Raw genomic sequence first — 27,000 nt, 5'->3', positions numbered from 1 at the left:
ATGCTGACTTTTGCCCGTCAACAACAGCGACAGAATGTACGCTGGCTCCTGAGTCTTACAGTACTGATGGTACTGGCGCTGCTTTTAAGCCTGTGTGCGGGAGAACAGTGGATTTGGCCTGCTGACTGGCTGACCCCGCGTGGTGAACTGTTTGTCTGGCAGATCCGTCTGCCGCGTACCCTGGCGGTGCTGTTGGTGGGCGCTGCGCTGGCGCTCTCCGGCGCGGTGATGCAGGCTTTATTCGAAAACCCTCTTGCGGAGCCCGGATTGCTGGGCGTGTCGAATGGCGCTGGCGTTGGACTGATTGCAGCTGTTCTGTTGGGTCAGGGAACGTTGCCGCAGTGGTCGTTAGGTCTTTGCGCCATTGCCGGGGCACTGATCATCACACTGATTCTCCTGCGCTTTGCTCGCCGCCATCTCTCCACCAGCCGCCTGCTGCTTGCCGGGGTCGCGCTGGGAATTATCTGCAGCGCCCTGATGACCTGGGCCATCTATTTTTCAACCTCTTTTGATCTTCGCCAGTTGATGTACTGGATTATGGGGGGATTTGGCGGCGTGGACTGGGGACAGTCATGGCTGATGCTGGCGCTGGTGCCGGTTCTGCTCTGGATCTGCTGTCAGTCACAGCCTATGAATATGCTGGCGCTGGGCGAAATCTCGGCCCGCCAATTGGGATTACCGCTGTGGTTTTGGCGTAATCTGCTGGTGGTGGCGACAGGCTGGATGGTTGGCGTGAGCGTCGCGCTGGCAGGGGCGATTGGTTTTATTGGCCTGGTGATCCCGCATATTTTACGGTTATGCGGATTAACCGATCATCGCGTGCTTCTGCCCGGTTGCGCGCTGGCGGGCGCCATTGCGCTATTGCTGGCCGATGTGGTTGCGCGTCTGGCGCTGGCTTCCGCCGAGCTGCCTATCGGCGTCGTCACCGCCACGCTTGGCGCGCCGGTCTTTATCTGGTTACTGTTGAAAGCTGGACGATAGACCTTGCATGACGAACTATGCTTAAAAGCTGGCATTGAAATCACTCACTTTCTGGAGACGCTATGCAAGACTCGATTCTGAATACTGAAGTCACGACGATTGATGGGGACGTAATCTCGTTGGAGAAATATGCCGGTAATGTGCTGCTGGTGGTCAACGTGGCCTCTAAATGCGGGCTGACGCCGCAGTACGAGCAACTGGAGAATATTCAGAAAGCCTGGGCTGACCGGGGGTTTCTGGTGCTGGGATTCCCGTGCAATCAGTTTCTCGGCCAGGAGCCAGGCAGCGAACAAGAGATCAAAACCTGGTGTGCCGCGACATGGGGCGTGACGTTTCCGATGTTCAGTAAAATTGAGGTTAACGGAGAAGGGCGGCATCCCCTGTATCAGAAACTGATTGCCGCTGCGCCAACCGCAGTAGCCCCGGAAAACAGCGGCTTCTATGAGCGCATGGCAAGCAAAGGACGCGCGCCGCTTTATCCGGACGATATTTTATGGAATTTCGAAAAATTTCTCGTGGGCAGGGATGGAAAGGTGGTCCAGCGTTTTTCACCTGATATGACGCCTGAAGATCCTATCGTAATGGAAAGTATCAAAATCGCACTGGCAAAATAATGTCTTCACTGATGCAGCTACAGGATGTCGCCGACACCACCCGGCTTGGCCCACTGAGTGCCGAAGTTCGCGCCGGGGAGATCCTTCACCTTGTGGGGCCAAATGGCGCCGGAAAAAGTACATTGCTGGCGCGTATGGCGGGACTTACCACCGGCTCAGGTCATATCAACTTTGGCGGCGAAGCGCTGGCGTCCTGGCCCGCGAACAGGCTGGCGCGCCATCGGGCATATCTGGCGCAGCAGCAGAATCCTCCTTTTGCAATGCCGGTATGGCATTTTCTGACGCTGCATCAGGCTGACAAATCGTATACTCATCAGCTTCATCAGGTGGCGGCGTCGCTGGGGCTGGAAGATAAGCTCGGACGGAATGCGAATCAGCTTTCGGGCGGGGAATGGCAGCGCGTACGTCTGGCCGCGGTTATCCTGCAAATTGCCCCGGAAACCAATCCGCAGGGACAATTGCTGCTGCTGGACGAGCCCATGAACAGTCTTGACGTCGCGCAGCAGAATGCGCTGGATCGTATTCTGAGCGCCCTGTGCGCGCAGGGCATCGCTATTGTGATGAGCAGCCACGATCTCAATCATACGCTGCGTCATGCGCATCGAGCCTGGTTGCTTAAGGGAGGGAGACTGCTCGCCAGCGGACCGCGCGATGAGGTCATGACCCCGGCGAATCTGGCGCGCGCTTACGGTCTGAATTTCCGCCGTCTGGACATTGAGGGCCACCGAATGCTTATTTCCACGACGTAAACGACACGGCGTCTTGAAAAACGGGGCAAATACCCGCTAAATTGGTACAAGAATAAAAAAACAGAGGATTCGTCCTGAATGCGTTTCTGGTTTCTTCTTTTTACAGCACTGGTTCTGGCAGGATGCAGTAGCCACCGGGCGCCGCCGCCAAACGCCCGGCTTTCAGACTCCATAACCGTGATAGCCGGGCTAAACGATCAGCTTCGGACGTGGCGCGGTACGCCGTATCGTTATGGCGGGATGAGCCGTCGCGGCGTCGATTGTTCCGGATTTGTCCTCATGACGATGCGCGATCAATTCGCGCTACAGCTGCCGCGCGATACGCGGCAACAGGCCAAAATCGGCACCAAAATTGATAAAGACGACCTGCTGCCAGGTGACCTCGTCTTTTTTAAAACCGGTTCAGGGGACAGCGGGTTGCATGTGGGTATTTACGATACCGACGGTCAGTTTATTCATGCTTCCACCAGCCGTGGCGTGATGCGATCATCGTTGGATAATGTCTATTGGCGAAAAAACTTTTGGCAAGCGCGACGAATCTGACGTCGTTAATGCTTGGCTGTCATTAACGGTATACTCTCCGGTTATTACAGAAAAAAGAATAAAACTGAATTAGCGTATATAATATCGCTAGCCGAATACAAAGGAACCGGATTCCGGGTAAAAAGGACATGATGAACGTTTCCCCGTTAGCAGCAGAAAAGACGTGCGTTCACGTCCTTTGTATCAGGTTGCCGTATCACTCCCTGACTGAGGGGCGGACCTGATGGACGTCACGCTGGATAATATTTATCATTCTGAACTTTATTTTCTCCCCGCCCGAAATGTACAACGAAAACTTATCGGTCTGGAAGTGACCGCGAACTTTGTCAGCGATGACGGCAAGGTGCGCTTTCCGACAGAACTGGTATTACCGCGACTTTCGCCTGACGAACAGTGCCAGTTATTTGCAGAAAAACTGGCGCTACTGGAAACCTGCCAACACTTTTTTATTCAGCATAAACTGATCGCATGGATTAATATCACCCCGGCAATCGTACCGTTATTATTAATCAATACGTCACGGTTGCAGGCCATCAAACGTTTTTCATTTATTGAACTCACCCTTAATGAAAGTTTTCCCGCACTCGCGGCAGGGAAAGCGGATCCGGCGCTTGCCGCCCTGGCCGAACGTTTCCCCCTGGTACTTGCCAACTTTGGCGCCGGGGAGAGTTCGCCGAAAGCCATATTTGAGGGATTATTTAAACGTGTCGCCCTTGACCGTGGTTTTGTGCAGCGACGCGCAATGAGCCTTTCATTTGACCCCTTTATGCGGGCAATCGTGACGCAAATTTCGCCTTATTGCGACTCTTTGTTGATAGCCGGGATCGATAGCGAGGAACTGCTGACACGCATCACGCCTTTTGGTTTCGGTGGGATGCAGGGCGCGCTGTGGCCTGCCGTCACGGCGGATCAGGTGACCCGCTTAATTCAGGGATAACCCCTCGGTTTGCTGGTGTTTAGGATGGCGCTAACCGACTACACTACAGACAGGAGGCCCTATGACCCTGTCTTTTACAGCCCGCTGGCATGATGAATTGCCGGCAACGTATACCGCACTTTCTCCGACGCCGCTGACCCATTCCCGGCTGATATGGCATAACGACGCCCTGGCCCAACAGCTGAATATTCCTGCTGCGCTGTTCAGTACCGACCCTCCCGCAGGCGTATGGGGGGGCGAGACGTTGCTGCCCGGTATGTCGCCGCTGGCGCAGGTGTACAGTGGCCATCAGTTCGGCGTATGGGCCGGGCAGCTCGGCGACGGGCGTGGCATTCTGCTTGGCGAACAGTTACTCGCCGATGGCAGCACCGTGGACTGGCATCTTAAGGGGGCGGGCCTGACGCCGTATTCACGTATGGGCGACGGGCGTGCAGTGCTGCGCTCAACCATTCGTGAAAGCCTCGCCAGCGAAGCGATGCACTATTTGGGCATTCCAACTACCCGGGCGCTCACCATCGTCACCAGCGACACACCGGTTTATCGCGAGACGGTGGAAGCTGGCGCAATGCTGGTACGTGTGGCGCAAAGTCATATGCGCTTCGGCCATTTTGAACATTTTTATTATCGCCGTGAGCCAGAAAAGGTTCAGCAACTTGCCGACTTCGCCATTCGTCATTATTGGCCGCATCTGCGTGACGAGAACGACAAATATGTCCTCTGGTTCCGGGATGTGGTGAGCCGTACCGCGACGCTTATCGCCGACTGGCAAACAGTTGGCTTTGCGCATGGTGTGATGAATACCGATAACATGTCGATTCTGGGACTGACGATGGATTATGGTCCGTTCGGTTTTCTGGATGATTACGACCCGGGGTTTATCTGTAACCATTCCGATCACCAGGGGCGTTACCGCTTTGACAATCAGCCTGCGGTGGGTCTGTGGAACCTCCAGCGCCTCGCCCAGAGCCTGTCGCCGTTTATTCGCGTTGATGCGCTGAATGAGGCGCTGGATACCTATCAGCAGGCATTGTTAACGCGCTATGGTCAGCGGATGCGTCAGAAGCTCGGCTTTTTGAGTGAACAGAAAGAAGATAACGAGCTGTTGAATGCGTTGTTTGGACTGATGGCGCGTGAAAAAAGCGATTACAGCCGAACGTTCCGTATGTTAAGCGTCACCGAACAGCGGAGTGTCGCTTCACCGCTGCGCGATGAGTTTATCGATCGTGACGCGTTCGACGCCTGGTACACGCGTTACCGAACACGTCTGCAACTAGACGGCGTAGATGATGCCACCCGCCAGGCGTCGATGCAGAGCGTGAATCCCGCTGTCGTGTTGCGTAACTGGCTCGCGCAGCGGGCCATCGACGCGGCAGAAAAGGGGGAGATGGACGAACTGCATCGTTTACATCACGTACTGCGCCATCCTTTCAACGACCGTAACGACGACTATACCCACCGCCCGCCGGACTGGGGACGGCGACTGGAGATCAGTTGTTCCAGCTAACGGCTAAATCGCCCGTATACGCAAAACGTGTCGGGCGTTTGCCATTACTTGGTCAGTAATAATTTCCCCGCCTGCGTTTTGCGCAGCAAGTACTCTTGTCCATTATGATCAATGATAACTTTACCGTCTTCTCCCAGCAGGTTCTGGCTACTGATTTTGCGAAGCGGCGTGTGAGAAGGGGCGATGCTTTCTCTTTCCTTAGGGTGAGAAGAGTCAAAGGTATCCATAGATGACATTGCGCGTGAATTAATAATAATTAATGTAACAATGATTATTATTATCAATAATATACCCGGCGACGACAAGTGATAAATCAGGGGAGGAGCGAAAAAATGCGAGCAAGCGCCCATTCCGGGGGGAATGGGCAAGGGGGGTCAGAAGCGGCTGTCTACCGCCGAGGCGAGTTTATCGAGCAGCCGTTCGGTATCTTCCCAGTTCAGGCAGGGATCGGTAATTGACTGACCGTAAACCAGCGGCTGTCCGCTGACGATTTTTTGTGTGCCTTCACGCAAGAAACTTTCCGCCATAATCCCGGCGATGGCCGTAGAGCCATTACGGATCTGTTGGCAAACATCATCGCAAACGTCCAATTGACGACGATGCTGTTTCTGACAGTTACCGTGGCTGAAATCGACGACCAGATGTTCGGGCAGGTCGAATTCATGTAGCGTATCGCAGGCGGCGGCGATATCGTCCGCGTGATAGTTCGGCTTCTTCCCGCCACGCATGATGATATGGCCGTACGGGTTGCCGCTGGTCTGATAAATGGTCATCTGACCGGTTTTATCCGGTGACAGGAACATATGGCTGGCGCGGGAGGCGCGAATAGCGTCCACCGCGATCCGCGTATTGCCGTCAGTGCCATTTTTAAAGCCCACCGGGCAGGAGAGCGCCGAGGCCATCTCGCGGTGGATCTGGCTTTCTGTGGTTCGCGCGCCGATCGCCCCCCAGCTAATCAGGTCGGCAATAAATTGTCCGGTCACCATATCCAGAAATTCCGTGGCGGTGGGGACGCCCAGCTCATTCACCTGGAGCAGCAGCTTGCGCGCCAGCTCAAGGCCGTGATTCACACGGTAGCTACCGTTGAGGTCGGGATCGGAAATCAGACCCTTCCAGCCCACGACGGTGCGTGGTTTTTCAAAATAGGTGCGCATGACGATTTCCAGACGCGCCTGATGCTTGTCACGCAACGTCTGCAAGCGGGTGGCATATTCCATGGCGGCGTCAAGATCGTGGATCGAGCAGGGACCGACAATGGCCAGCAGGCGGCGATCTTCGCCATTCAAAATTTTTTCAATCCGGCGGCGGGCGTCGGTAACGTGACGGGCGACGGCGGCGGAAACGGGATGCCGGTGCGCAAGTTCAGCGGGCGTTACCAGACTGTCTATCCGCGCGGTACGCAGTTCATCGGTTCTGTTCATGACTTTTCTCAGAAATGGAGTGCTTCTACGGCAGGGGCCGGGAAGTGATGGGCACAACCTTAAACCAATCTCTGCCGAATTCAAGTGCGAGGTGTGTCACACCCCGCAAGCAGAACGGCATCATAGCAAAAAAACAAAACCAGTGAACTAGTTTATTAGTACATGCGGCGATTCAGCCCCATAATATCAAGGATCTTGGTGGCAATTTCTTCTACCGAGTAGTTGGTACTGTTCAGGCAGGGGATGTGGTTCTTACGGTAAAGAGCTTCCACTTCGGCAACCTCCATGCGGCACTGGCGCAGTGAGGCATAGCGGCTGTTCTCACGGCGCTCTTCGCGAATCGCCGCCAGACGCTCAGGCTCAATCGTCAGGCCGAACAGCTTATGCTGAAGGGGTTTCAGCGATGCGGGCAACACCAGATTATCCATATCGTCAGCAATAAAGGGGTAGTTTGCCGCGCGGATACCAAACTGCATCGCCAGATAAAGACTCGTCGGCGTTTTACCACAGCGGGAGACGCCGAGCAGAATCACCTGTGCCTGATCGAGGTTGCGCAACGAAATACCGTCATCGTGGGCGAGGGTGTAATCAATCGCTGCGATGCGCGCGTCGTACTTGTTCAGGTTGCCAGGATTCAGCCCATGAGTACGATGGGCAATCGGCGTGGGATCGAGCTTCATCTCCTGCTGTAGCGGCGCAACCAGCGCCTGCACAATGTCCTGGCAAAAGCCTTCACTTTGCAGAATGATGGCGCGAATTTCGGGTAATACGATGGAATAAAACACCAGTGGCCGCACGCCCGTTTGCTGGAAAATCGCGTCGATTTGATCTTTCACCGCGCGAGCGCGGCTTTCATTTTCAACAAACGGCAGCGTAATGCTGCTAATCGTGACCGGGAATTGTGACATCACCGCATGGCCTAACACTTCGGCGGTGATCGCCGTTCCATCGGATATATAAAAGACATGACGATCTACAGCATTATCCATTTTGTCCTTCCTGAATAGCAGCGATAATTCTCTGAAAGCATAAATTAAAATTATCCTAAAGCGTAGGAAATTGCGCCCGAATTATAAAATGAAATGCTATTTTTATATTTTATGAAAAGCGCATTTCATTTTATGGAACGGATGTTTATACCGACAATTTCTGTGGAGATCCCATGTCATACGCGGGTTTGCGCAAACGGGTAAACTGTCCGAAAAAATAAAAAATATATTTGCTTGAACGATTCACCGTTTTTTTCATCCGGTTAAGTATGCAAAGATAAATATGCAGTTAAGCGTTTCCTATACTCGTTCATTTATCACAAAAGGATTGTTCGATGTCCAACAATGGCTCGTCACCGCTGGTGCTTTGGTATAACCAACTCGGCATGAATGATGTAGACAGAGTTGGGGGCAAAAATGCCTCCCTGGGTGAAATGATTACTAACCTTTCCGGTATGGGTGTTTCCGTGCCGAATGGTTTTGCCACAACCGCCGATGCGTTTAATCAGTTTCTCGACCAAAGCGGTGTAAACCAGCGCATTTATGAACTGCTGGATAAAACGGATATTGATGATGTCTCCGCGCTGGCGAAGGCAGGTACGCAGATCCGCCAGTGGATTATCGACACTCCTTTCCAGCCAGAGCTGGAAAACGCCATCCGCGATGCTTACGCACAGCTTTCTGCGGATGACGACCAGGCTTCTTTTGCCGTGCGCTCCTCGGCGACGGCGGAAGATATGCCGGACGCCTCGTTTGCCGGCCAGCAGGAAACCTTCCTCAACGTCCAGGGCTTTGATGCAGTACTGGTGGCGGTGAAGCACGTCTTTGCTTCGCTGTTTAACGATCGCGCAATTTCATATCGCGTCCATCAGGGGTATGACCACCGTGGCGTGGCGCTCTCTGCGGGCGTTCAGCGCATGGTGCGTTCCGATCTCGCTTCGTCCGGGGTAATGTTCTCCATTGATACTGAATCCGGATTCGATCAGGTGGTGTTCATCACTTCCGCCTGGGGCCTTGGCGAGATGGTGGTGCAGGGCGCGGTGAACCCGGATGAATTCTACGTGCATAAACCGACGCTGGCGGCAAACCGCCCGGCGATTGTGCGCCGTACCATGGGCTCGAAAAAAATTCGCATGATCTATGCGCCGACTCAGGAGCATGGCAAGCAGGTCACTATCGAGGATGTGCCGCAGGAACAGCGTGACGTTTTCTCTCTGACGAATGAGGAAGTACAGGAACTGGCGAAGCAGGCGGTGCAGATCGAGAAACACTATGGTCGTCCGATGGACATCGAGTGGGCGAAAGACGGTCACACCGGCAAGCTGTTTATCGTACAGGCGCGCCCGGAAACTGTACGCTCCCGCGGTCAGGTGATGGAGCGCTACACGCTTCACGCGCAGGGCAAAATCATCGCCGAAGGCCGCGCCATTGGTCACCGCATCGGTGCGGGTACAGTGAAAGTCATCCATGACATCAGTGAGATGAACCGCATCCAGCCCGGCGACGTGCTGGTCACCGACATGACCGACCCGGACTGGGAACCGATCATGAAAAAAGCCGCGGCTATTGTTACCAACCGCGGCGGTCGAACCTGTCACGCGGCGATCATTGCCCGCGAACTGGGGATCCCGGCGGTCGTTGGATGCGGTGATGCTACCGAGCGCATGAAGGATGACGAAAAGGTGACTGTTTCCTGCGCTGAAGGCGACACCGGCTATGTGTATGCTGATTTGCTCGACTTCAGCGTGAAAAGTTCCAGCGTCGATACGATGCCAGATCTGCCGCTGAAGGTGATGATGAACGTGGGTAACCCGGATCGCGCTTTTGACTTCGCCTGCCTGCCCAACGAAGGCGTTGGCCTTGCGCGTCTGGAATTTATCATTAACCGCATGATTGGCGTGCATCCCCGCGCGTTGCTGGAGTTTGACGATCAGGACGCCGCGCTTCAGAACGAAATCCGCGGGATGATGAAGGGCTTCGATTCCCCGCGTGAATTCTACGTGGGCCGCCTGACGGAAGGCATCGCCACGCTGGGGGCGGCGTTTTATCCGAAGCGCGTCATCGTGCGCCTGTCGGACTTTAAGTCTAACGAATACGCGAACCTGGTCGGCGGCGAGCGCTATGAGCCGGATGAAGAGAACCCGATGCTGGGCTTCCGCGGCGCAGGCCGTTACGTGTCGGATAGTTTCCGTGACTGCTTCGCGCTGGAATGTGAAGCGGTGAAACGCGTACGTAACGACATGGGATTGACCAACGTTGAGATCATGATTCCGTTCGTCCGGACCGTTGAACAGGCGAAAGCGGTAGTGGAGGAGCTGGAACGTCAGGGACTGAAGCGCGGCGAGAACGGGCTTAAGATCATCATGATGTGCGAGATCCCTTCCAACGCCCTGTTGGCAGAGCAGTTCCTGCAATACTTTGACGGCTTCTCCATCGGTTCAAACGATATGACGCAGCTGGCGCTGGGTCTGGATCGTGACTCCGGGGTGGTGTCTGAGCTGTTTGATGAGCGTAACGACGCGGTGAAAGCACTGCTGTCGATGGCGATTCGCGCAGCGAAGAAGCAGGGTAAATACGTCGGCATTTGCGGTCAGGGACCGTCCGACCATGAGGACTTTGCTGCCTGGCTGATGGAAGAAGGGATCGACAGCCTGTCGCTGAACCCGGACACCGTCGTTCAGACCTGGCTGAGTCTGGCCGAACTGAAGAAGTAAACGGAAGTCGGATGGCGGTTCGCCGCCATCCGTAACAGGCGCAATGTCTGCTCAGGCATTGTGCAAAATGGTTAACGCGGTGCGCAGGTCATGCACCGAAATCTGCCCCGGCGCCGAGGCTTTTTTCACCGCGCCAAACGTCGCGGCGGATCCAAACGTTTCTCCCGCCAGACGTGAAATCACACCGTCTTTTGCCATCGACATCGTAATCAAAGGCCGATCTGCATAGCGTTCGTGCATCTCCAGCGTCGCACTGAGCAGTGTCAATACATCCCGCGTGCTTTGCGGCATCACGGCGATTTTGGCAATGTCGGCGCCCAGCGCCTGCATTTTGCGTAAACGCTGGATAATCTCTTCAGCGGCGGGCGTCTTATTAAAATCATGATTAGACATCACCACCCGTATATCTCGCGCATGGGCATGGGTGACCAGGCGTTGTACCTGGGCATCGCCAGTGAACAGTTCCACGTCAATCATATCCACGCGCCCACTGTCTATGAAAGTCTGGTTCAGTGCGACATACGCTTCGGTAGAGATCGCCTGCTCACCGCCTTCTTGCGCGCTGCGGAAGGTACACAGCAGCGGCGTGTCCGGAAGCGCGTCACGGATAGCGCTGAGCGCGTCAAGAACCGCGTTTTTTTCGGTGATGGCTGTAAAATGGTCGGCGCGCCACTCGAGGATATCAAACTGCGCGTCGCGATAGGCCTGCGCCTCGGAACGCACGCTGTCGATATCTTTGCCCATCAGCGACACGATAATTTTCGGCATTCCTTCGCCAATCACAAGGTTTTTTACGGTTACGGTTTTCATTAAATACCTTTTATCAATTACGGAACCCGATCCGCCAGGCCACAGCCCCTTCGCCCGTCGTGCGATAAAGGCGCTAATGATTATTCGCTATCGCGAAGGAAAAAGGAAGAAAGCGTCGCGCTTTCGGCGCTGTAGTGCGGCAGCTCACATTAACCAAATAACGTAATAACGCTGTTTATTTCCGCAATTGTGACCTTTTCTTCTCCCTCCAATACTGAATTCTGCAACGTGTTCGGCAGTGTTAATGATATTCCTGGTTAATGGGGTATTTTCTGACATTAAGGCACAACAATGACAATAACCTCTGTTCTCTCTGCCCGCGATAAAATCGATTACGGTCTTGGCGATATGGCCAGTGCGCTCCTGGGAATGGCGCTGTTACTGATATTTTACAAACTCAACAGCCAAACCGCCGATCGCGTTGCGCGCGAACTGGCGCGGAAGCGCGACCTCAACAACGCAGGGGAGAGTCTGTCCTCTCCCGCTCTGAATAACGCGATACAGGAGTAAACCTGGATGATCTATAAGGATGCAAATCGCCCGGTACAGGCGCGTGTCGCCGACCTGCTGGGACGTATGACGCCGGAAGAAAAATTTGCCCAGATGCACGCTTACTGGCTGGTGCTGTCGGAGGAGGGCCATCATCAGGAGCGTAGCGATATGAGCGATGAGTTTGCCGGTGTGAGTAAACAGGCGGCGTTGAATGAGCGACTGAAGATCGGCGTCGGGCAGATAACGCGTCCACTGGGTACGCATATTGTTGACGCGAAAACGGGGGTACGCGCCGCAAACCGCTTACAGAAAATGCTTGTAGAAGAAACGCGGCTGGGTATTCCGGCGTTGTTTCATGAAGAGTGTCTGGTTGGATTGCTGTGTAAGGGCGCCACACTGTTTCCTTCGTCGCTCAATTACGGATCGACGTGGGATCCCGAACTGGTGAGGCGCGCGGCCCGGCAGATCGGCCTTGAAGCGCGCGCGACCGGCTGCCGACAAGGACTGGCGCCGGTTCTGGATGTTTCACGCGATGTGCGGTGGGGAAGAACCGAAGAGACTTTTGGCGAAGATCCCTGGCTGGTTGGCGTGATGGGCTGCGCGTATGTCGCAGGGTTACAGGGCGAAAAGCGCGATCTGTTAGCCACTCTGAAGCATTATGTCGGTCACTCCTTCAGCGAAGGGGCCCGTAACCATGCGCCGGTACATTTGGGCTTCTGTGAACTGAACGATACGTTCCTGCTTCCCTTCGAAATGGCCGTGAAGCTGACCAATGCAGGCTCTGTGATGCCCGCCTACCATGACATTGATAATCAACCCGGTCACAGCGACGCTTTTTTGCTTACCACGCTGCTACGTGAGCAATGGGGATTTGACGGCATTATCGTGGCGGATTATGGCGGCGTAAGTTTATTGCATCAGCATCATGGCGTTTCTCACGATGCGGCGGAATCGGCGGCGCTGGCCTTTAATGCCGGACTGGATGTGGAGCTGCCAAAAGACGACTGCGCCCGCCATCTGGCGGAGGCGGTTGAACGGGGACTGATCGGTATGGCGAAAATTGATGAAATCGTTTCGCGCATTCTGACGGAAAAATTCCGCCTGGGCCTGTTTGAACAGCCTTATGCTGATGAAACGGCGCTTGCGTTACAGTCCGCAGGGACGCGCCAGATTGCCCGGGAAGTGGCAACCCGTTCGCTGACCCTGCTGGAAAATAACGGCATCCTGCCGTTGCAGGGGCAGCCGCGAATTGCGGTAGTGGGCCCAACGGCAGACGACCCGCTGGCGTTGCTCAGCGGCTACAGCTTCCCGGTGCATCTGATCATTAGCGATGAGATGGATAAGACCGCGCAGGTGACCACACCCCTTGCCGCGCTGCGTTGCTATTACGGTGAAGACGCTGTGCTGTATGCCAAAGGGTGTCATATCATTGAAAAACGGCTGGCAGGCGCCCCCGTATTTCCGGGCGACAGCAGCGGTAAGCCAATGCAGGCCTCGCCCGTTTCGTTCGACACGTCCCTTATTCCAGACGCAGTGAGCGCGGCACAACGGAGTGAAGTGGTGATTGCCTGCGTTGGCGATCTGGCTGGCCTGTTTCAGAGCGGCACGGTAGGTGAAGGGTCCGATACTGATAGTCTTACTCTGCCCGGTGTTCAGCAGCAGTTGCTCGAGGCGCTGGTGGCGACCGGAAAACCCGTGGTGGTCGTGATGACCGGTGGCAGACCTTACAACCTGCAGGGGCTGGAGGATAAGATCGCTGCATTGCTAATGGCCTGGGCGCCGGGTCAGGAAGGGGGATGGGCCATCGCCGACGTGTTGACCGGACGCGCTGAACCACAGGGAAGACTGGTGGTGAGCGTGCCGAAAAGCGCGGGCGCTATGCCATATTATTACAATCACAAGTTGAAAAGTGGCGGAACACCGTTTGCCTTTCATTTTGGTTCCCGCTATCCCTTTGGCTATGGTAAGGGCTGGAGCGAGTTTTCCAGTGAAGCCGTCACTCTGTTGACACCGGCGGTGGGGATGGATGGCGAAATCGCGATTGCGGTCACTGCAAGCAACGATGGGATACACAGGGGAAGCGAGGTGGTACAACTCTACGTTCGCGACCAAGCGGCTTCCATGGTCAGGCCGATAAAAGAACTGAAAGCCTTTCAGCGCATAGAACTGGATGCTGGCGCACGGGCGACGCTAACCTTTTATGTGCCTGTCGATATGCTCAATTTTACCCGCAGGGACGGCAAACGTGTGGTCGAGCCAGGCGAGTTTGAGCTGATGATCGGCAATTCCTCCGCCAGGATCTGGGAAAGCGCGACGGTGAACGTCTCGGGCGAAACGCGAGTCATGCCAGAGAACTGGCGGATGCTGAGCCGGTGTGAAGTGAATCATGGTTAAAAAAAAGCCCATCGTGGGAGATGGGCAAAGACTACACACAGCAATTCGTTGTTTCACTCAGGGGATTTCCATGCTTATAAATCAATGTGTTGATCTATAACCGTGAGCTAATAGTAGGGCATGCGACGTTTTAGCGTCGATCAGATTCGTCTCAATAGTTTAAAAACTGTAAAGAATTTGCGACAGAAACCCGGAGAGCGGAAGCCGTAATAGGGGGGATGTGAAAAATTCAGCAGCCTATTAATAAGCAATGCTAAACATTCGGGCGACATCTGTCGCCCGAAAGAGAGTTACTTGTTGAGATCGTCAATCTCCGCCAGTTCTTCGAGAATTTCTTCTGGCTCATCCGTTGGCGGTGGCGCTTCATGTACCCACGCGGAGAACAGTCGCCAGGTAACCGCCAGCAGAACCGGGCCGATAAACAGGCCAATCATGCCGAAGGCGATCAGGCCGCCAATAACGCCAGAAAGGATCAGAATAAGCGGTAAATCCGCGCCCATACGAATCAGCACAGGGCGGATGACGTTATCAAGCGTACCTACCACGCAGCTCCATACCAACAGTACGGTTCCCCAGGTGGTGTCGCCGCTCCAGTAAAGCCAGATAATGGCCGGAATCAATACCGGAAGCGGGCCAAGCTGGACGAGGCAGGAGAGGATCATCACCACCGTCAGCAACGTCGCATACGGTACGCCGGAAATCGCCAGGCCAATCCCGCCCAGCACCGCCTGAACCAGAGCGGTGACCACCACGCCCAGCGCCACCGCGCGGATCGCTTGTGCGGCGAGCAGCACGGCCGCGTCGCCGCGTTTGGCTGCCAGACGGCAGGCGAAATGACGAATACCCAACGCCACCTGTTCACCCCGCCAGTACAGCAGGGCGCTGAACAACAGCATCAGTCCGCAATGCATCATAAAACGGCCGATGTGCGCCGCTTGTCCGACAAACCAGGTGGTCGTTGCGCCAATATAAGGACGTACCTTCGCCATGATCGCCGCGCCGCCCATCTCCAGCAGGTTATGCCACCCGGCATACAGTTTTGCGCCAACCAGCGGAATGCTGTTCAACCAGGCGAGATCCGGCAACGTCATGTCGCCACCGGTTATGGCGTGGATCAGCGGGCCGCTACCATCGACGATACTGTTCACCAGAAGTGCGACAGGAATGACGAATAACAACACCAGTAAAAGCGTCATGACCAGCACCGCCAGAGAACGGCGGCCCCAGAGTAATTTTTGCAAGCGTAGTAAAACCGGCCAGGTGGCGATAACAATCGTACCGGCCCAGGCAAAGCCCAGAATAAAAGGTTGAACAATCCAGAGACACGCCACAATCATGATGGCAAGGAACAGCACCGACAGCAGCACCTGCGCGATATCCCTGGGCTGACGAACATTGACCATAAACTCTTTTCACCTTTGTAGTGCGTCAGAACGTTGACGCGACGTGAACACGCGAAACGCATCACATAATCATGCGCAGTTTCAGCGCGTTTTAACAGGCGGATTCTGCCAGTATTTCTGTTGAGCGTATAAGAAAAAAATGTGATACAACAAATGAATCAACCAAGGCAAACGATAACCTCACAATACAGACCGCAGGAAAGGGTCAGAATAATGATTCCACAAATTTCTCAGGCACCTGGCGTCGTTCAACTGGTGCTCAATTTTTTGCAAGAGCTGGAGCAACAAGGGTTTACTGGCGATACGGCAACGAGCTACGCCGATCGTCTGACGATGTCGACAGATAACAGTATTTATCAACTTCTTCCCGATGCCGTCGTTTTCCCGCGTTCAACGGCGGATGTGGCGCTGATAGCCCGAGTGGCCGCCGAACCGCGTTTCACCTCGCTGGTGTTTACCCCGCGCGGCGGCGGTACCGGAACCAACGGGCAGGCGTTGAACCAGGGCATTATCGTGGACATGTCCCGCTACATGAGCCGGATCATTGAAATCAATCCGGAAGAAGGTTGGGTGCGGGTCGAAGCGGGGGTGATTAAAGACCAACTGAACCAGGTCCTCAAGCCGTACGGCTATTTCTTTGCTCCGGAGCTTTCAACCAGCAACCGGGCCACCCTTGGCGGGATGATCAATACCGATGCCTCCGGACAAGGATCGCTGGTCTACGGAAAAACCTCCGATCACGTTCTGGGCGTACGCGCTGTGCTGCTGGGCGGCGATATTCTCGACACGCAGCCGCTGCCGGTAGCGCTGGCGGAAACGTTGGGGGAAAGTCATACCACCATTGGACGTATCTATCGCACGGTCCTTGAACGCTGCCGCGACAATCGCCAGCTTATCATGGATAACTTCCCCAAACTGAACCGCTTTCTTACCGGCTACGACTTACGGCATGTTTTTAACGACGACATGACCGAGTTCGATCTGACCCGAATTCTCACCGGTTCGGAAGGGACGCTGGCCTTTATTACCGAAGCCCGGTTGGACATTACGCCGTTGCCGAAGGTTCGTCGACTGGTGAACGTCAAATACGACTCTTTTGACTCCGCGCTGCGCAATGCGCCGTTTATGGTAGAGGCAAGAGCGCTTTCCGTCGAAACCGTCGACTCGAAAGTGCTGAACCTGGCACGGGAAGATATCGTCTGGCATTCGGTAAGCGAATTAATCACCGATGTGCCGGACAAAGAGATGCTTGGCCTGAACATCGTTGAATTCGCCGGTGACGACGAAGCGCTAATTGACGGCCAGGTGGCGGCACTGTGTGAGCGGCTGGACGGATTAATCGCCCATGGAGAAGCCGGGGTGATTGGCTGGCAGCTTTGCGCCGATCTGGCGGGCGTAGAGCGTATTTATGCGATGCGCAAAAAAGCGGTGGGTCTGCTGGGCAACGCGAAAGGGGCGGCGAAACCCATCCCATTTGCCGAAGATACCTGCGTACCGCCGGAGCATCTTGCCGATTACATTGCCGAGTTTCGCGCCTTGCTCGACGGTCACGGTCTGAGCTACGGCATGTTTGGCCACGTAGACGCGGGCGTTCTGCATGTGCGTCCGGCGCTGGACATGTGCGATCCGCAGCAGGAAGTACTGATGAAGCAAATCTCCGATGAAGTGGTGGCGCTGACGGCGAAGTATGGCGGCCTGCTCTGGGGTGAGCACGGCAAAGGGTTTCGCGCCGAGTACAGTCCGGCGTTTTTTGGCGACGCGCTGTATGCGGAACTGCGTAAAGTGAAGGCGGTATTTGATCCGCAGAACCGCCTGAATCCGGGGAAAATCTGTCCGCCGGAAGGCGTGGACGCGCCGATGATGAAAGTGGACGCCTTCAAGCGCGGCACGTATGACCGGCAGATCCCGCTGGCGGTGCGTCAAACCTGGCGTGGGGCGATGGAGTGCAACGGAAACGGACTGTGCTTTAACTTCGATGCGAAAAGCCCGATGTGTCCGTCGATGAAAATCAGTCTCAACCGTATCCATTCACCGAAAGGGCGAGCGACCCTGGTGCGTGAGTGGCTGCGTTTGCTGGCGGATCGCGGTGTTGATCCGGTGCGCCTCGAAACTGCGCTGGCGAATAAACGTCCCAGCTTACGCTCGCTGATCGCCCGGACCCGTAATACCTGGCACGCGGGTAAGGGCGAATATGATTTCTCGCATGAAGTCAAAGAGGCGATGTCCGGCTGCCTGGCCTGTAAAGCCTGTTCGACCCAGTGTCCGATCAAAATTGACGTACCGGAATTCCGTTCGCGTTTCCTGCAGCTTTACCATACGCGCTACTTACGTCCGCTGCGCGATCATCTGGTGGCGACAGTAGAAACCTATGCGCCGCTGATGGCGCGCGCGCCAAAGACCTTCAACTTCTTTATTAACCAGCCGCTGGTGCGCAAGCTGTCGGCAAAACACATCGGCATGGTGGATCTGCCGCTACTGTCGACGCCGTCGTTGCAGCAGCAAATGGTAGGACACCGTTCGGCCAACATGACGCTTGAGCAGCTTGAGGCGCTTAGCGATACGCAAAAAGCGAATACAGTGCTGGTGGTGCAGGATCCGTTCACCAGTTACTACGACGCTCGGGTTGTGGCGGATTTTGTACGCCTGATCGAAAAGTTAGGTTTCCAGCCGGTACTGCTGCCGTTTTCGCCAAACGGTAAGGCACAACATATTAAAGGCTTCCTGACCCGTTTTGCGAAAACGGCTAAAAAGACCTCTGAGTTTTTAAACCGTGTGGCGCAACTGGGGATGCCGATGGTGGGGGTCGATCCGGCGTTGGTGCTTTGCTACCGCGATGAATATACGCTCGCGCTCGGCGAGCAGCGCGGTGATTTTCACGTACAGCTGGCCAACGAGTGGCTGGCGACAGCGCTGGCCCCGAAGGCTATGGGAGAAATCAGCGGCGAGCCGTGGTACTTCTTTGGCCACTGTACCGAGGTCACCGCGCTTCCCGGCGCGCCTGCGCAGTGGGCGTCAATTTTTGCTCGCTTTGGCGCGAAACTGGAAAATGTCAGCGTCGGCTGCTGCGGTATGGCCGGAACTTACGGGCATGAGGCTAAGAATCATGCCAGTTCCCTGGGGATTTATGAACTGTCCTGGCATCAGGCGATGGAGCGACTGCCCCGTAACCGCTGCCTGGCGACGGGGTATTCCTGCCGCAGCCAGGTGAAGCGGGTGGAAGGCACGGGCGTACGCCATCCTGTACAGGCACTACTGGAGATAATGGGATGATCTGGAAACGTGACGTCACACTCGACGCGCTCAACGCAATGGGCGAGGGCAACATGGTTGGGTTACTGGACATTCGCTTTGAAAAGATCGGCGCGGATACGCTTGAAGCCTCTATGCCTGTTGACGGCCGAACAAAGCAGCCGTTTGGTCTGCTGCACGGCGGCGCGTCTGTCGTGCTGGCCGAAAGCATCGGCTCCGTCGCCGGGTATCTCTGCACTGAGGGCGAACAAAAAGTGGTCGGACTGGAAATTAACGCCAACCATGTTCGTTCGGCGCGGGAAGGGCGCGTGAAAGGGGTCTGTAGGGCGATACACACCGGTTCACGCCATCAGGTCTGGCAAATCGATATCTATGATGAGCAGCAGCGTTTATGCTGCACATCACGCTTAACGACGGCTATTGTGTGACGTTGTCACCAAAAAAATGTGATCTATATTGCTTTTGGTCATTATTTGCGCAGCGGAAAGTGATACAATGTGCATGTTTTGACCATAAGCGAGGATGATATGACTAGCCAATTAGACCCGGCCCAACTGGCAATTGAATTTTTACGTCGTGATAAAACCGAGCTCTCACCAGCCCAATACCTTAAAAGACTGAAACAGCTTGAGCTGGAGTTTGCCGATTTACTGACGCTTTCTTCGACTGAACTGAAGGAAGAGATCTATTTTGCCTGGCGCCTTGGCGTTCATTGATTCAGCGATGCACCTCATAGAGAATGCCCCGGCCTCTGGTCGGGGTTATTTTTTGTCGACGAATAAACGCCATTACCACGTCATTTCACCACTGTTCACCTTTGCGCTCAATGCCAGCGAGCTTTCATCTGCCAGCCCGGGCCACGCGGCCTTTACGGTTTCGATAACGTAAGCTGACCCTTTTTTCGCCTCCAGCGCGTGTTCAAACGTTTGCAGATAATTTTGGGTAAAGCGGATCGCCGTATCACCGGCGGGTCGTGCGCCGAGGTAATGACCCGGGATCACCTGAGTCGGCTGCAGGCTGCGCATTTCGCTCAGCACGTCGCGCCAGGCCGTACGTTGCTTTTCAGATTGAGTGTCAGCGGTCCAGACGTGGATCCCGGACGCGACGCCGGTACCGCCCAGAATCGCCCGATTTGCCGGGATCCAGACATAAGCCGCATAGTTGCCAGGATGGCGAAGTTCCAGTGTTTCTCCGTCAATGTGAAAACGCGTCCCGGTAGTGACCTGCGGTACGGTGATGGTTTTCGGCACGCCGTCCTTCATCTGCGGTCCCCAGTATTGCAGCTTTGCGTCTTTTGTTTCCTGAATATGTTTGACCACTTCAGGCGTCGCCAGCACTTTTACCTGAGGATAGGCTTTCACAATCGGCTCAAGACCGAAGTAAAAGTCCGGATCGCCCGAGGTAATGACCACGGCTTTCAGTGACTTACCGCTGGCCTGAATCATCTTAAGTAATTTTTCGCCATCTTTAGTGCTGAACTGCGCATCAAACAAAATGGCTTCCGTTGGTCCGGATACCAGCGTGGAAGAGACCGGGAAAATGGCGTTCTCCTGAGGGTTATACACCTCAAGATGCAGTGGGGCGGCAAAGACCGGTGAAGCGAGCAGCGTCAGTGCCGTCAGGGTTTTTATTTTCATGACAGTAACCTTTTGCAGATGAAGTGTTGTCTTAAGGCTACGCATTTTAAGTCAATCCCGATCTGTTAGAATTCCTTAAACAGGACATGCTGAGTTTCATAAAACGATCGGATGGAGGTAAAGTGGACAGAGTGATGGCGGCGACGGTATTTAATCACATCTGTGATTTAGGCAGTATGAGCGCCGCGGCGCGAGCGCTCGGACTTTCCAGACCGATGGTCAGCCGCTATCTTGAGGAAATGGAAAAATGGGCTGGCGCACGACTGATCCACCGTTCTTCACGCAGGCTCACCATCACGCCTGCTGGCGAAGAGGTCCTGCTAAAGACCCGCACGTTGGCGCAGCTTTCTCAGGGCATTGGCGCGGTTGCGGCGGGAGGTATGCCTTCCGGAACCTTGCGTGTCGCCTGTGCCCATTTTACGGCGATGCATATTCTTGCGCCGGTACTGCCAGCATTTTTAACCCGCTACCCGGATCTGCGGATTGAAGTCGAGATTAATAACCAGCCCGTGAGTCTGGTTGGGGAACGAATCGATCTCGCTATTCGTATTACCGACGCGCCGGAGCCGGGTACTATCGCTCGTCGTCTTGGCAACTGTGAATCAGTGCTTTGCGCATCGCCTGCTTATCTGAAGCAACATGGTACGCCACAAACACCGGACGACCTTACCCGTCATAACTGCCTTTATTACAGCGGGTTTGCCGGGAAATCCTGGCGCTTTCTTGATGCCCGCGGTGAGGCGGTTTCGGTCGCGATAAAAGGTAACCTCAGCGCCGGGATTTCCTCGCTTTTAGGCGAGGCGGCGTTGGCAGGAATGGGCGTGGCGTTGATACCGGAAAAAGAGGCGCGAGAAGGGTTAACAAGCGGTGCGCTGGTGCCTTTGCTGCCCGGGCATAAACCCCGGCCTTTGCCGGTGTACGGCTTGTATCTTTCCCGCGCGCACCAGTCGGCGGGGCTACGACTGCTGCTGGACGCGGTGAAAGACATACTCTCAGTAAACTGAAGAAATTGATCCGCCATACAAAATGCGCGGATCGCAATTAGTGTTAAAACTGATCGCTGACGATATGAGAATATTCTTAAAGCCCCTTCAAGAGCTAAGCCATTGCGAGTGCCGGAGATAAGCGCCGGATGGGGCGGGAACCCTTAAGGCTGTGATGAACAGCCTTAAGGGTTTTTTTCTTTACGACAATCACGCGCCACTGCCTATCCGTGAAATAGACATTTTCTATACATCTTTCCTTTTTTGACCACCCTGGTCGATGATTTTTTCTGAACGCTTTATTTTTCAAACAATTGCAAAAAACTCACCCTGACTTATAACCCGCGTAGCAAGGTCTATGCTTAATAAAAGCCGTTAAAAAGGGTGATTAAGGGGAATGCCCCTGCTGTTGAGGGGTTGAAGTGATAATCATTATCACTAACATGGTGTTATAGCCTGATGGCTCATTACGCGAGGTCATTCTATGGAATTGCATTCAGGAACATTTAACCCAGACGATTTTGCCTGGCGCGGATTAACGCTAACCCCTTCGGCGGCCGCGCATATTCGCGAACTGGTGGCCAAACAGCCGGGAATGCTGGGCGTGCGCCTGGGCGTTAAACAGACCGGCTGCGCTGGCTTTGGTTACGTGCTGGATACGGTCAGTGAGCCTGAAAAGGACGATCTGCTGTTCGAATACGAGGGCGCGAAACTTTACGTCCCGCTTCAGGCGATGCCGTTTATCGACGGGACGGAAGTCGATTATGTCCGGGAAGGATTAAACCAGTTATTCAAATTTCATAACCCGAAAGCCCAGAACGAATGCGGCTGTGGCGAAAGCTTTGGGGTATAGGCGGTACTATGTCTCGTAATACTGAAGCAACTGACGATGTCAAAACCTGGACCGGCGGCCCGCTGAACTACAAAGAAGGTTTCTTTACCCAGTTACAAACTGATGAGCTGGCGAAAGGAATTAACGAAGACGTGGTGCGCGCGATTTCTGCAAAACGTAACGAACCAGAGTGGATGCTGGCCTTTCGCCTCAATGCCTACCGGGCATGGGTAGAAATGGCTGAACCGCACTGGCTGAAAGCCCACTACGATAGGCTGAATTATCAGGATTACAGCTATTACTCTGCGCCGTCATGCGGTCACTGCGACGACACCTGCGCATCACAGCCGGGAGCGGTTCAGCAAACGGGCGCCAACGCGTTCCTCAGTAAAGAGGTGGAGGCCGCGTTTGAGCAGCTTGGCGTGCCTGTGCGCGAAGGGCGGGAAGTGGCGGTCGACGCTATTTTTGACTCCGTTTCAGTCGCCACCACCTACCGGGAAAAGCTGGCGGAACAAGGCATTATTTTTTGTTCTTTCGGCGAGGCGATCCATGATCACCCGGAACTGGTGAAGAAATACCTTGGTACGGTAGTCCCCGCGAACGATAACTTTTTTGCCGCGCTAAACGCCGCCGTGGCGTCAGACGGTACCTTCATTTATGTGCCGAAGGGCGTACGTTGCCCCATGGAGCTTTCCACCTATTTTCGCATTAACGCGGAAAAAACCGGGCAATTTGAACGCACCATTCTTGTGGCGGATGAGGGCAGCTACGTCAGCTATATCGAGGGATGTTCAGCACCGGTGCGCGACAGCTATCAGCTGCACGCCGCAGTCGTGGAAGTGATCATCCATAAAGACGCCGAAGTGAAGTATTCCACGGTGCAGAACTGGTTCCCGGGTGATAACAATACCGGCGGGATCCTCAACTTCGTTACCAAACGCGCGTTGTGCGAAGGGGAAAACAGCAAAATGTCGTGGACCCAGTCGGAAACCGGCTCGGCGATCACCTGGAAATACCCGAGCTGTATTCTGCGTGGCGACAACTCGATTGGCGAGTTTTATTCCGTGGCGTTGACCAGCGGGCACCAGCAGGCCGATACCGGCACCAAAATGATCCATATCGGTAAAAATACCCGCTCGACCATCATTTCGAAAGGGATCTCCGCCGGGCACAGCCAGAACAGCTATCGTGGGCTGGTGAAAATCATGCCGACGGCGACCAATGCCCGCAACTTTACCCAGTGCGATTCAATGCTGATCGGCGCGGATTGCGGGGCGCATACTTTCCCGTACGTCGAATGCCGTAATAACAGCGCCCAGCTCGAGCACGAAGCGACAACTTCGCGTATCGGTGAAGATCAGCTGTTCTACTGCCTGCAGCGCGGTATCAGCGAAGAAGATGCGATCTCGATGATCGTCAACGGCTTCTGTAAAGACGTGTTCTCCGAATTGCCGCTGGAGTTTGCCGTCGAAGCACAAAAACTATTAGCTATTAGCCTTGAACACAGCGTCGGTTAAGGAAGTATCATGTTAAATATTAAAGATTTACAGGTCAGTGTCGAAGATAAAGCGATCCTGCGTGGGCTGAACCTTGAGGTTCGTCCCGGCGAAGTGCACGCGATCATGGGACCGAACGGTTCCGGTAAAAGCACGCTTTCCGCGACGCTGGCAGGACGCGAAGATTATGAGGTAATCGGCGGTTCTGTCGCGTTTAAAGGTAAAGATCTGCTGGCGCTGGCGCCGGAAGAGAGAGCCGGTGAAGGCATTTTCATGGCCTTTCAGTACCCGGTGGAAATTCCCGGCGTCAGCAATCAGTTTTTCCTGCAAACGGCGCTTAACGCGGTGCGCAGCTATCGCGGCCAGGAGACGCTGGACCGTTTTGATTTTCAGGACCTGATGGAAGAGAAAATCGCGCTGCTGAAAATGCCGGAAGATCTGTTGACCCGCTCGGTCAACGTGGGTTTTTCCGGCGGCGAGAAAAAACGCAACGACATTCTGCAAATGGCGGTGCTGGAGCCGGAGCTGTGTATTCTGGATGAGTCGGATTCCGGGCTGGATATTGATGCCCTGAAAATCGTCGCCGATGGCGTGAATTCCCTGCGGGACGGCAAGCGCGCATTCATCATCGTTACGCACTATCAGCGCATCCTTGACTATATCAAACCTGATTTTGTCCACGTCCTGTATCAGGGGCGGATTGTGAAGTCTGGCGATTTCACCCTGGTCAAACAACTGGAGGAGCAGGGATATGGCTGGCTTACCGAACAGCAGTAATGCGTTGCAGCAGTGGCATCATCTGTTTGAAGCCGAGGGCGAGTCGCGTTCCACCCAGGCGCAACAGCACTTACAGCAATTACTGCGACTGGGCCTGCCGACGCGGAAACATGAAAACTGGAAATACACGCCGCTGGAAGGATTAATCAACAGCCAGTTCGTCAGCCGCTTCGCGGACATTGGGACGGCGCAGCGGGATGCGTTGGCGCTACAAATTGATGCGCTGCGTCTGGTTTTTGTTGATGGGAAATTCAGTCCGACGCTGAGCGACAGCTGTGAAAATAGCGGCTTTGACGTTGCGATCAACGATGAGCGCCAGACGCTGCCTGACGCGGTGCAGCCGGAGGTGTTTCTGCATCTCACCGAAAGCCTGGCGCACAGCGTAACCCATATCCACGTTAAGCGTAATCAGCGTCCTGACAAGCCGCTGCTATTGATGCACATTACGCAGGGCGTGGGCGACGATGAGGTGAACACCGCTCATTATCGTCATCATCTGGAACTGGCGGAAGGGGCAGAAGCAACGGTCATTGAACATTACGTGAGCCTCAATGACGCGCGACACTTTACCGGCGCGCGTCTGACAATGAATGTGGCAGCCAACGCGCATCTGCATCACGTGAAGCTGGCGTTTGAAAATCCGTTAAGCCATCACTTCGCCCATAATGATATTTCAATGGCGGCGGACGCCTCGGCGCACAGCCACAGTTTTCTGCTGGGGGATGCGGTACTGCGTCATAACACCAGCACCCGGCTGAACGGTGAGAACACGACGCTGCGAATCAACAGCCTCGCGATGCCGGTGAAAAATGAAGTCTGTGATACCCGCACCTGGCTTGAGCACAACAAAGGCTATTGCAACAGCCGTCAGCTGCATAAAACCATTGTCAGCGATAAAGGGCGCGCGGTCTTCAACGGTCTGATTAACGTTGCCCCATACGCGATCAAAACCGACGGTCAGATGACCAACAATAACCTGCTGCTGGGTAAACTCGCCGAGGTGGATACCAAACCGCAGCTTGAGATTTACGCCGACGACGTGAAGTGTAGCCATGGCGCGACGGTGGGGCGCATTGACGATGAACAGATGTTCTATCTGCGCTCGCGCGGGATCGGCCAGCAGGACGCCCAGCAGATGATTCTCTATGCCTTTGCCGCTGAACTGACGGAAGCCATCGGCGACGAGGCGCTGAAGCAACAGGTTCTGGCGCGAATCGGCCAGCGCCTGCCGGGAGGCAGAGCATGACATTTTCTATCGACAACGTGCGTGCGGATTTTCCCGTGCTTACGCGAGAAGTCAACGGTCTGCCGCTGGCGTACCTTGATAGCGCCGCCAGCGCGCAGAAGCCCAGTCAGGTTATCGACGCGGAGGCGGAATTCTACCGCCATGGCTATGCGGCGGTGCATCGCGGTATTCATACTCTGAGCGCCCAGGCGACGGAACGAATGGAGAACGTTCGCAAACTGGCGTCGCTGTTTATTAACGCCCGCTCAGCGGAGGAACTGGTGTTCGTTCGCGGCACCACGGAAGGCATCAATCTGGTGGCCAACAGTTGGGGGCCGGAAAACGTTCACCGTGGCGATAACATCATTATCAGCGAAATGGAGCACCACGCTAATATTGTGCCCTGGCAGATGCTATGCGCACGCGTGGGGGCTGAGCTGCGGGTAATTCCGCTCAATACCGACGGAACGCTCCAGCTTGAAAGTCTGCCATCGCTGTTGGACGAGAAAACCCGCCTGCTGGCCATTACCCATGTTTCGAACGTGTTAGGCACCGAGAATCCGATCGCTGAAATCACCGCGCTGGCCCATCAGTACGGGGCTAAAGTCCTGGTGGACGGCGCGCAGGCGGTCATGCACCACCCGGTCGATGTTCAGGCGCTGGACTGCGACTTCTACGTTTTTTCCGCGCATAAACTGTACGGCCCGACCGGTATCGGCGTACTGTACGTAAAAGACGTCATCCTGCAGGCGATGCCGCCGTGGGAAGGGGGCGGCTCAATGATCGCTACGGTCAGCCTGACCCAGGGCACCACCTGGACGAAAGCGCCGTGGCGTTTTGAGGCGGGTACGCCGAATACCGGAGGAATTATCGGCCTGGGCGCCGCGCTGGAATATGTCTCAGCGCTGGGGCTGGAAAACATCGGCGAGTACGAACAGAATTTGATGCATTACGCGCTGGCGCAACTGGCGGCGGTGCCTGACCTAACGCTGTACGGCCCGCATAACCGGCTTGGCGTGATCGCGTTTAATCTCGGTCACCATCACGCCTATGATGTCGGTAGTTTCCTTGATAACTACGGTATTGCTGTCCGTACCGGACACCATTGCGCTATGCCGCTGATGGCGTTTTATCAGGTTCCGGCGATGTGTCGCGCGTCACTGGCAATGTATAACACCCATGAAGAAGTGGATCGTCTGGTGACCGGGCTGCAGCGTATTCATCGCTTACTGGGATAACAGGGAGGCACT

At 55.0% G+C, this 27,000-nt stretch carries 24 protein-coding genes and 1 other RNA gene; 18 read left to right on the top strand and 7 right to left on the bottom strand.

Features of this window, described 5'->3' with window-relative positions; translation table 11 throughout:
• From btuC to selO, 6 genes are all read left to right on the top strand, one after another.
• A complete protein-coding gene (gene btuC, locus JY391_RS12130) occupies positions 1-981 on the top strand; it encodes a vitamin B12 ABC transporter permease BtuC (RefSeq protein ID WP_211934377.1) in 981 nt (326 codons plus the stop codon).
• A gap of 62 nt (positions 982-1,043) precedes the next feature.
• Positions 1,044-1,595, top strand: a complete 552-nt coding sequence (locus JY391_RS12125; protein WP_042287441.1) for a glutathione peroxidase — start codon at positions 1,044-1,046, stop codon at positions 1,593-1,595.
• A complete protein-coding gene (gene btuD / locus JY391_RS12120; RefSeq protein ID WP_211934376.1) occupies positions 1,595-2,344 on the top strand; it encodes a vitamin B12 ABC transporter ATP-binding protein BtuD in 750 nt (249 codons plus the stop codon). The genes JY391_RS12125 and btuD overlap by 1 nt, the downstream gene beginning before the upstream one ends.
• Before the next feature lie 78 nt (positions 2,345-2,422).
• Positions 2,423-2,887 (top strand): C40 family peptidase, encoded by a 465-nt coding sequence (locus tag JY391_RS12115; protein WP_042287438.1) that lies wholly within the window; start codon positions 2,423-2,425, stop codon positions 2,885-2,887.
• 223 nt (positions 2,888-3,110) lie between these two features.
• Positions 3,111-3,824 carry an EAL domain-containing protein gene (locus tag JY391_RS12110; RefSeq protein WP_211934375.1) on the top strand — a complete coding sequence of 238 codons (714 nt, stop codon included), beginning with the start codon at positions 3,111-3,113 and terminating at the stop codon, positions 3,822-3,824.
• 61 nt (positions 3,825-3,885) lie between these two features.
• Positions 3,886-5,328: a protein adenylyltransferase SelO gene (selO, locus tag JY391_RS12105; RefSeq protein WP_211934374.1), complete on the top strand. Its 1,443-nt coding sequence runs from the start codon at positions 3,886-3,888 to the stop codon at positions 5,326-5,328.
• A gap of 44 nt (positions 5,329-5,372) precedes the next feature.
• On the opposite strand, the gene hemP is transcribed toward selO, so the two are convergent.
• The 3 genes from hemP to ppsR all read right to left on the bottom strand — a co-directional run bounded on the left by hemP (position 5,373) and on the right by ppsR (position 7,738).
• The gene (hemP, locus tag JY391_RS12100; protein WP_199957342.1) at positions 5,373-5,564 is read right to left on the bottom strand and encodes a hemin uptake protein HemP; all 192 of its coding nucleotides are present in this window, start codon (positions 5,562-5,564) and stop codon (positions 5,373-5,375) included.
• Positions 5,565-5,702: 138 nt separating this feature from the next.
• Positions 5,703-6,749, bottom strand: coding sequence for a 3-deoxy-7-phosphoheptulonate synthase AroH (aroH, locus tag JY391_RS12095; RefSeq protein ID WP_042287430.1), 1,047 nt, complete (start codon positions 6,747-6,749; stop codon positions 5,703-5,705).
• A 155-nt stretch (positions 6,750-6,904) separates the two neighbouring features.
• Entirely contained in the window at positions 6,905-7,738 is an 834-nt protein-coding gene (gene ppsR / locus JY391_RS12090) for a posphoenolpyruvate synthetase regulatory kinase/phosphorylase PpsR (RefSeq protein WP_060569670.1), read from the bottom strand.
• 335 nt (positions 7,739-8,073) lie between these two features.
• Between ppsR and ppsA the strand changes: the two genes are divergently transcribed.
• A complete protein-coding gene (gene ppsA / locus JY391_RS12085; protein WP_042287426.1) occupies positions 8,074-10,452 on the top strand; it encodes a phosphoenolpyruvate synthase in 2,379 nt (792 codons plus the stop codon).
• 51 nt (positions 10,453-10,503) lie between these two features.
• Here ppsA and aroD read toward each other — a convergent pair whose 3' ends face one another.
• Positions 10,504-11,262 carry a type I 3-dehydroquinate dehydratase gene (gene aroD, locus JY391_RS12080; protein WP_211934373.1) on the bottom strand — a complete coding sequence of 253 codons (759 nt, stop codon included), beginning with the start codon at positions 11,260-11,262 and terminating at the stop codon, positions 10,504-10,506.
• Between the two features lie 291 nt (positions 11,263-11,553).
• Between aroD and JY391_RS12075 the strand changes: the two genes are divergently transcribed.
• Entirely contained in the window at positions 11,554-11,772 is a 219-nt protein-coding gene (locus tag JY391_RS12075; RefSeq protein ID WP_211935840.1) for a hypothetical protein, read from the top strand.
• Between the two features lie 6 nt (positions 11,773-11,778).
• Positions 11,779-14,148, top strand: a complete 2,370-nt coding sequence (locus JY391_RS12070) for a glycoside hydrolase family 3 N-terminal domain-containing protein (protein WP_211934372.1) — start codon at positions 11,779-11,781, stop codon at positions 14,146-14,148.
• Here JY391_RS12070 and rprA read toward each other — a convergent pair.
• Together rprA and ydiK are read right to left on the bottom strand one after the other, a co-directional pair.
• Positions 14,145-14,252: antisense sRNA RprA (gene rprA / locus JY391_RS12065), an RNA gene on the bottom strand. The two genes, JY391_RS12070 and rprA, sit on opposite strands and share 4 nt — an antisense overlap.
• A gap of 186 nt (positions 14,253-14,438) precedes the next feature.
• Positions 14,439-15,551 carry an AI-2E family transporter YdiK gene (ydiK, locus tag JY391_RS12060; RefSeq protein ID WP_205611953.1) on the bottom strand — a complete coding sequence of 371 codons (1,113 nt, stop codon included), beginning with the start codon at positions 15,549-15,551 and terminating at the stop codon, positions 14,439-14,441.
• A gap of 213 nt (positions 15,552-15,764) precedes the next feature.
• On the opposite strand from ydiK, the gene ydiJ reads away from it, so the two are divergent.
• From ydiJ to JY391_RS12045, 3 genes are all read left to right on the top strand, one after another.
• Positions 15,765-18,821 (top strand): D-2-hydroxyglutarate dehydrogenase YdiJ, encoded by a 3,057-nt coding sequence (ydiJ, locus tag JY391_RS12055; RefSeq protein WP_211934371.1) that lies wholly within the window; start codon positions 15,765-15,767, stop codon positions 18,819-18,821.
• Complete coding sequence (menI, locus tag JY391_RS12050; protein WP_060569676.1) at positions 18,818-19,228, top strand: 1,4-dihydroxy-2-naphthoyl-CoA hydrolase; 411 nt, start codon at positions 18,818-18,820, stop codon at positions 19,226-19,228. Before ydiJ ends, menI begins: the two co-directional genes overlap by 4 nt.
• 99 nt (positions 19,229-19,327) lie before the next feature.
• Positions 19,328-19,516: a YdiH family protein gene (locus JY391_RS12045; protein WP_042282711.1), complete on the top strand. Its 189-nt coding sequence runs from the start codon at positions 19,328-19,330 to the stop codon at positions 19,514-19,516.
• A 72-nt stretch (positions 19,517-19,588) separates the two neighbouring features.
• On the opposite strand, the gene JY391_RS12040 is transcribed toward JY391_RS12045, so the two are convergent.
• Positions 19,589-20,437 carry a Vmh family MBL fold metallo-hydrolase gene (locus JY391_RS12040; protein ID WP_211934370.1) on the bottom strand — a complete coding sequence of 283 codons (849 nt, stop codon included), beginning with the start codon at positions 20,435-20,437 and terminating at the stop codon, positions 19,589-19,591.
• Positions 20,438-20,559: 122 nt separating this feature from the next.
• Between JY391_RS12040 and JY391_RS12035 the strand changes: the two genes are divergently transcribed.
• The 6 genes from JY391_RS12035 (at position 20,560) to sufS (ending at position 26,988) form a co-directional block, all read left to right on the top strand.
• Positions 20,560-21,441, top strand: coding sequence for a LysR family transcriptional regulator (locus JY391_RS12035; RefSeq protein ID WP_229264046.1), 882 nt, complete (start codon positions 20,560-20,562; stop codon positions 21,439-21,441).
• Positions 21,442-21,904: 463 nt separating this feature from the next.
• Entirely contained in the window at positions 21,905-22,273 is a 369-nt protein-coding gene (gene sufA / locus JY391_RS12030; protein ID WP_042282717.1) for a Fe-S cluster assembly scaffold SufA, read from the top strand.
• An 8-nt stretch (positions 22,274-22,281) separates the two neighbouring features.
• Positions 22,282-23,769: a Fe-S cluster assembly protein SufB gene (gene sufB / locus JY391_RS12025; protein ID WP_211934369.1), complete on the top strand. Its 1,488-nt coding sequence runs from the start codon at positions 22,282-22,284 to the stop codon at positions 23,767-23,769.
• Between the two features lie 9 nt (positions 23,770-23,778).
• Positions 23,779-24,525, top strand: coding sequence for a Fe-S cluster assembly ATPase SufC (gene sufC, locus JY391_RS12020; RefSeq protein ID WP_060569680.1), 747 nt, complete (start codon positions 23,779-23,781; stop codon positions 24,523-24,525).
• Positions 24,500-25,771, top strand: a complete 1,272-nt coding sequence (gene sufD / locus JY391_RS12015) for a Fe-S cluster assembly protein SufD (protein ID WP_211934368.1) — start codon at positions 24,500-24,502, stop codon at positions 25,769-25,771. The genes sufC and sufD overlap by 26 nt, the downstream gene beginning before the upstream one ends.
• Complete coding sequence (gene sufS, locus JY391_RS12010; protein WP_211934367.1) at positions 25,768-26,988, top strand: cysteine desulfurase SufS; 1,221 nt, start codon at positions 25,768-25,770, stop codon at positions 26,986-26,988. Before sufD ends, sufS begins: the two co-directional genes overlap by 4 nt.
• Positions 26,989-27,000 lie beyond the last annotated feature (12 nt).

The sequence above is a fragment of the Citrobacter sedlakii genome, assembly GCF_018128425.1.
GTDB lineage: Bacteria > Pseudomonadota > Gammaproteobacteria > Enterobacterales > Enterobacteriaceae > Citrobacter_A > Citrobacter_A sedlakii.
Note: the sequence above shows the minus strand (reverse complement) of the source record. Positions and strands in the feature narration are given on the sequence as shown.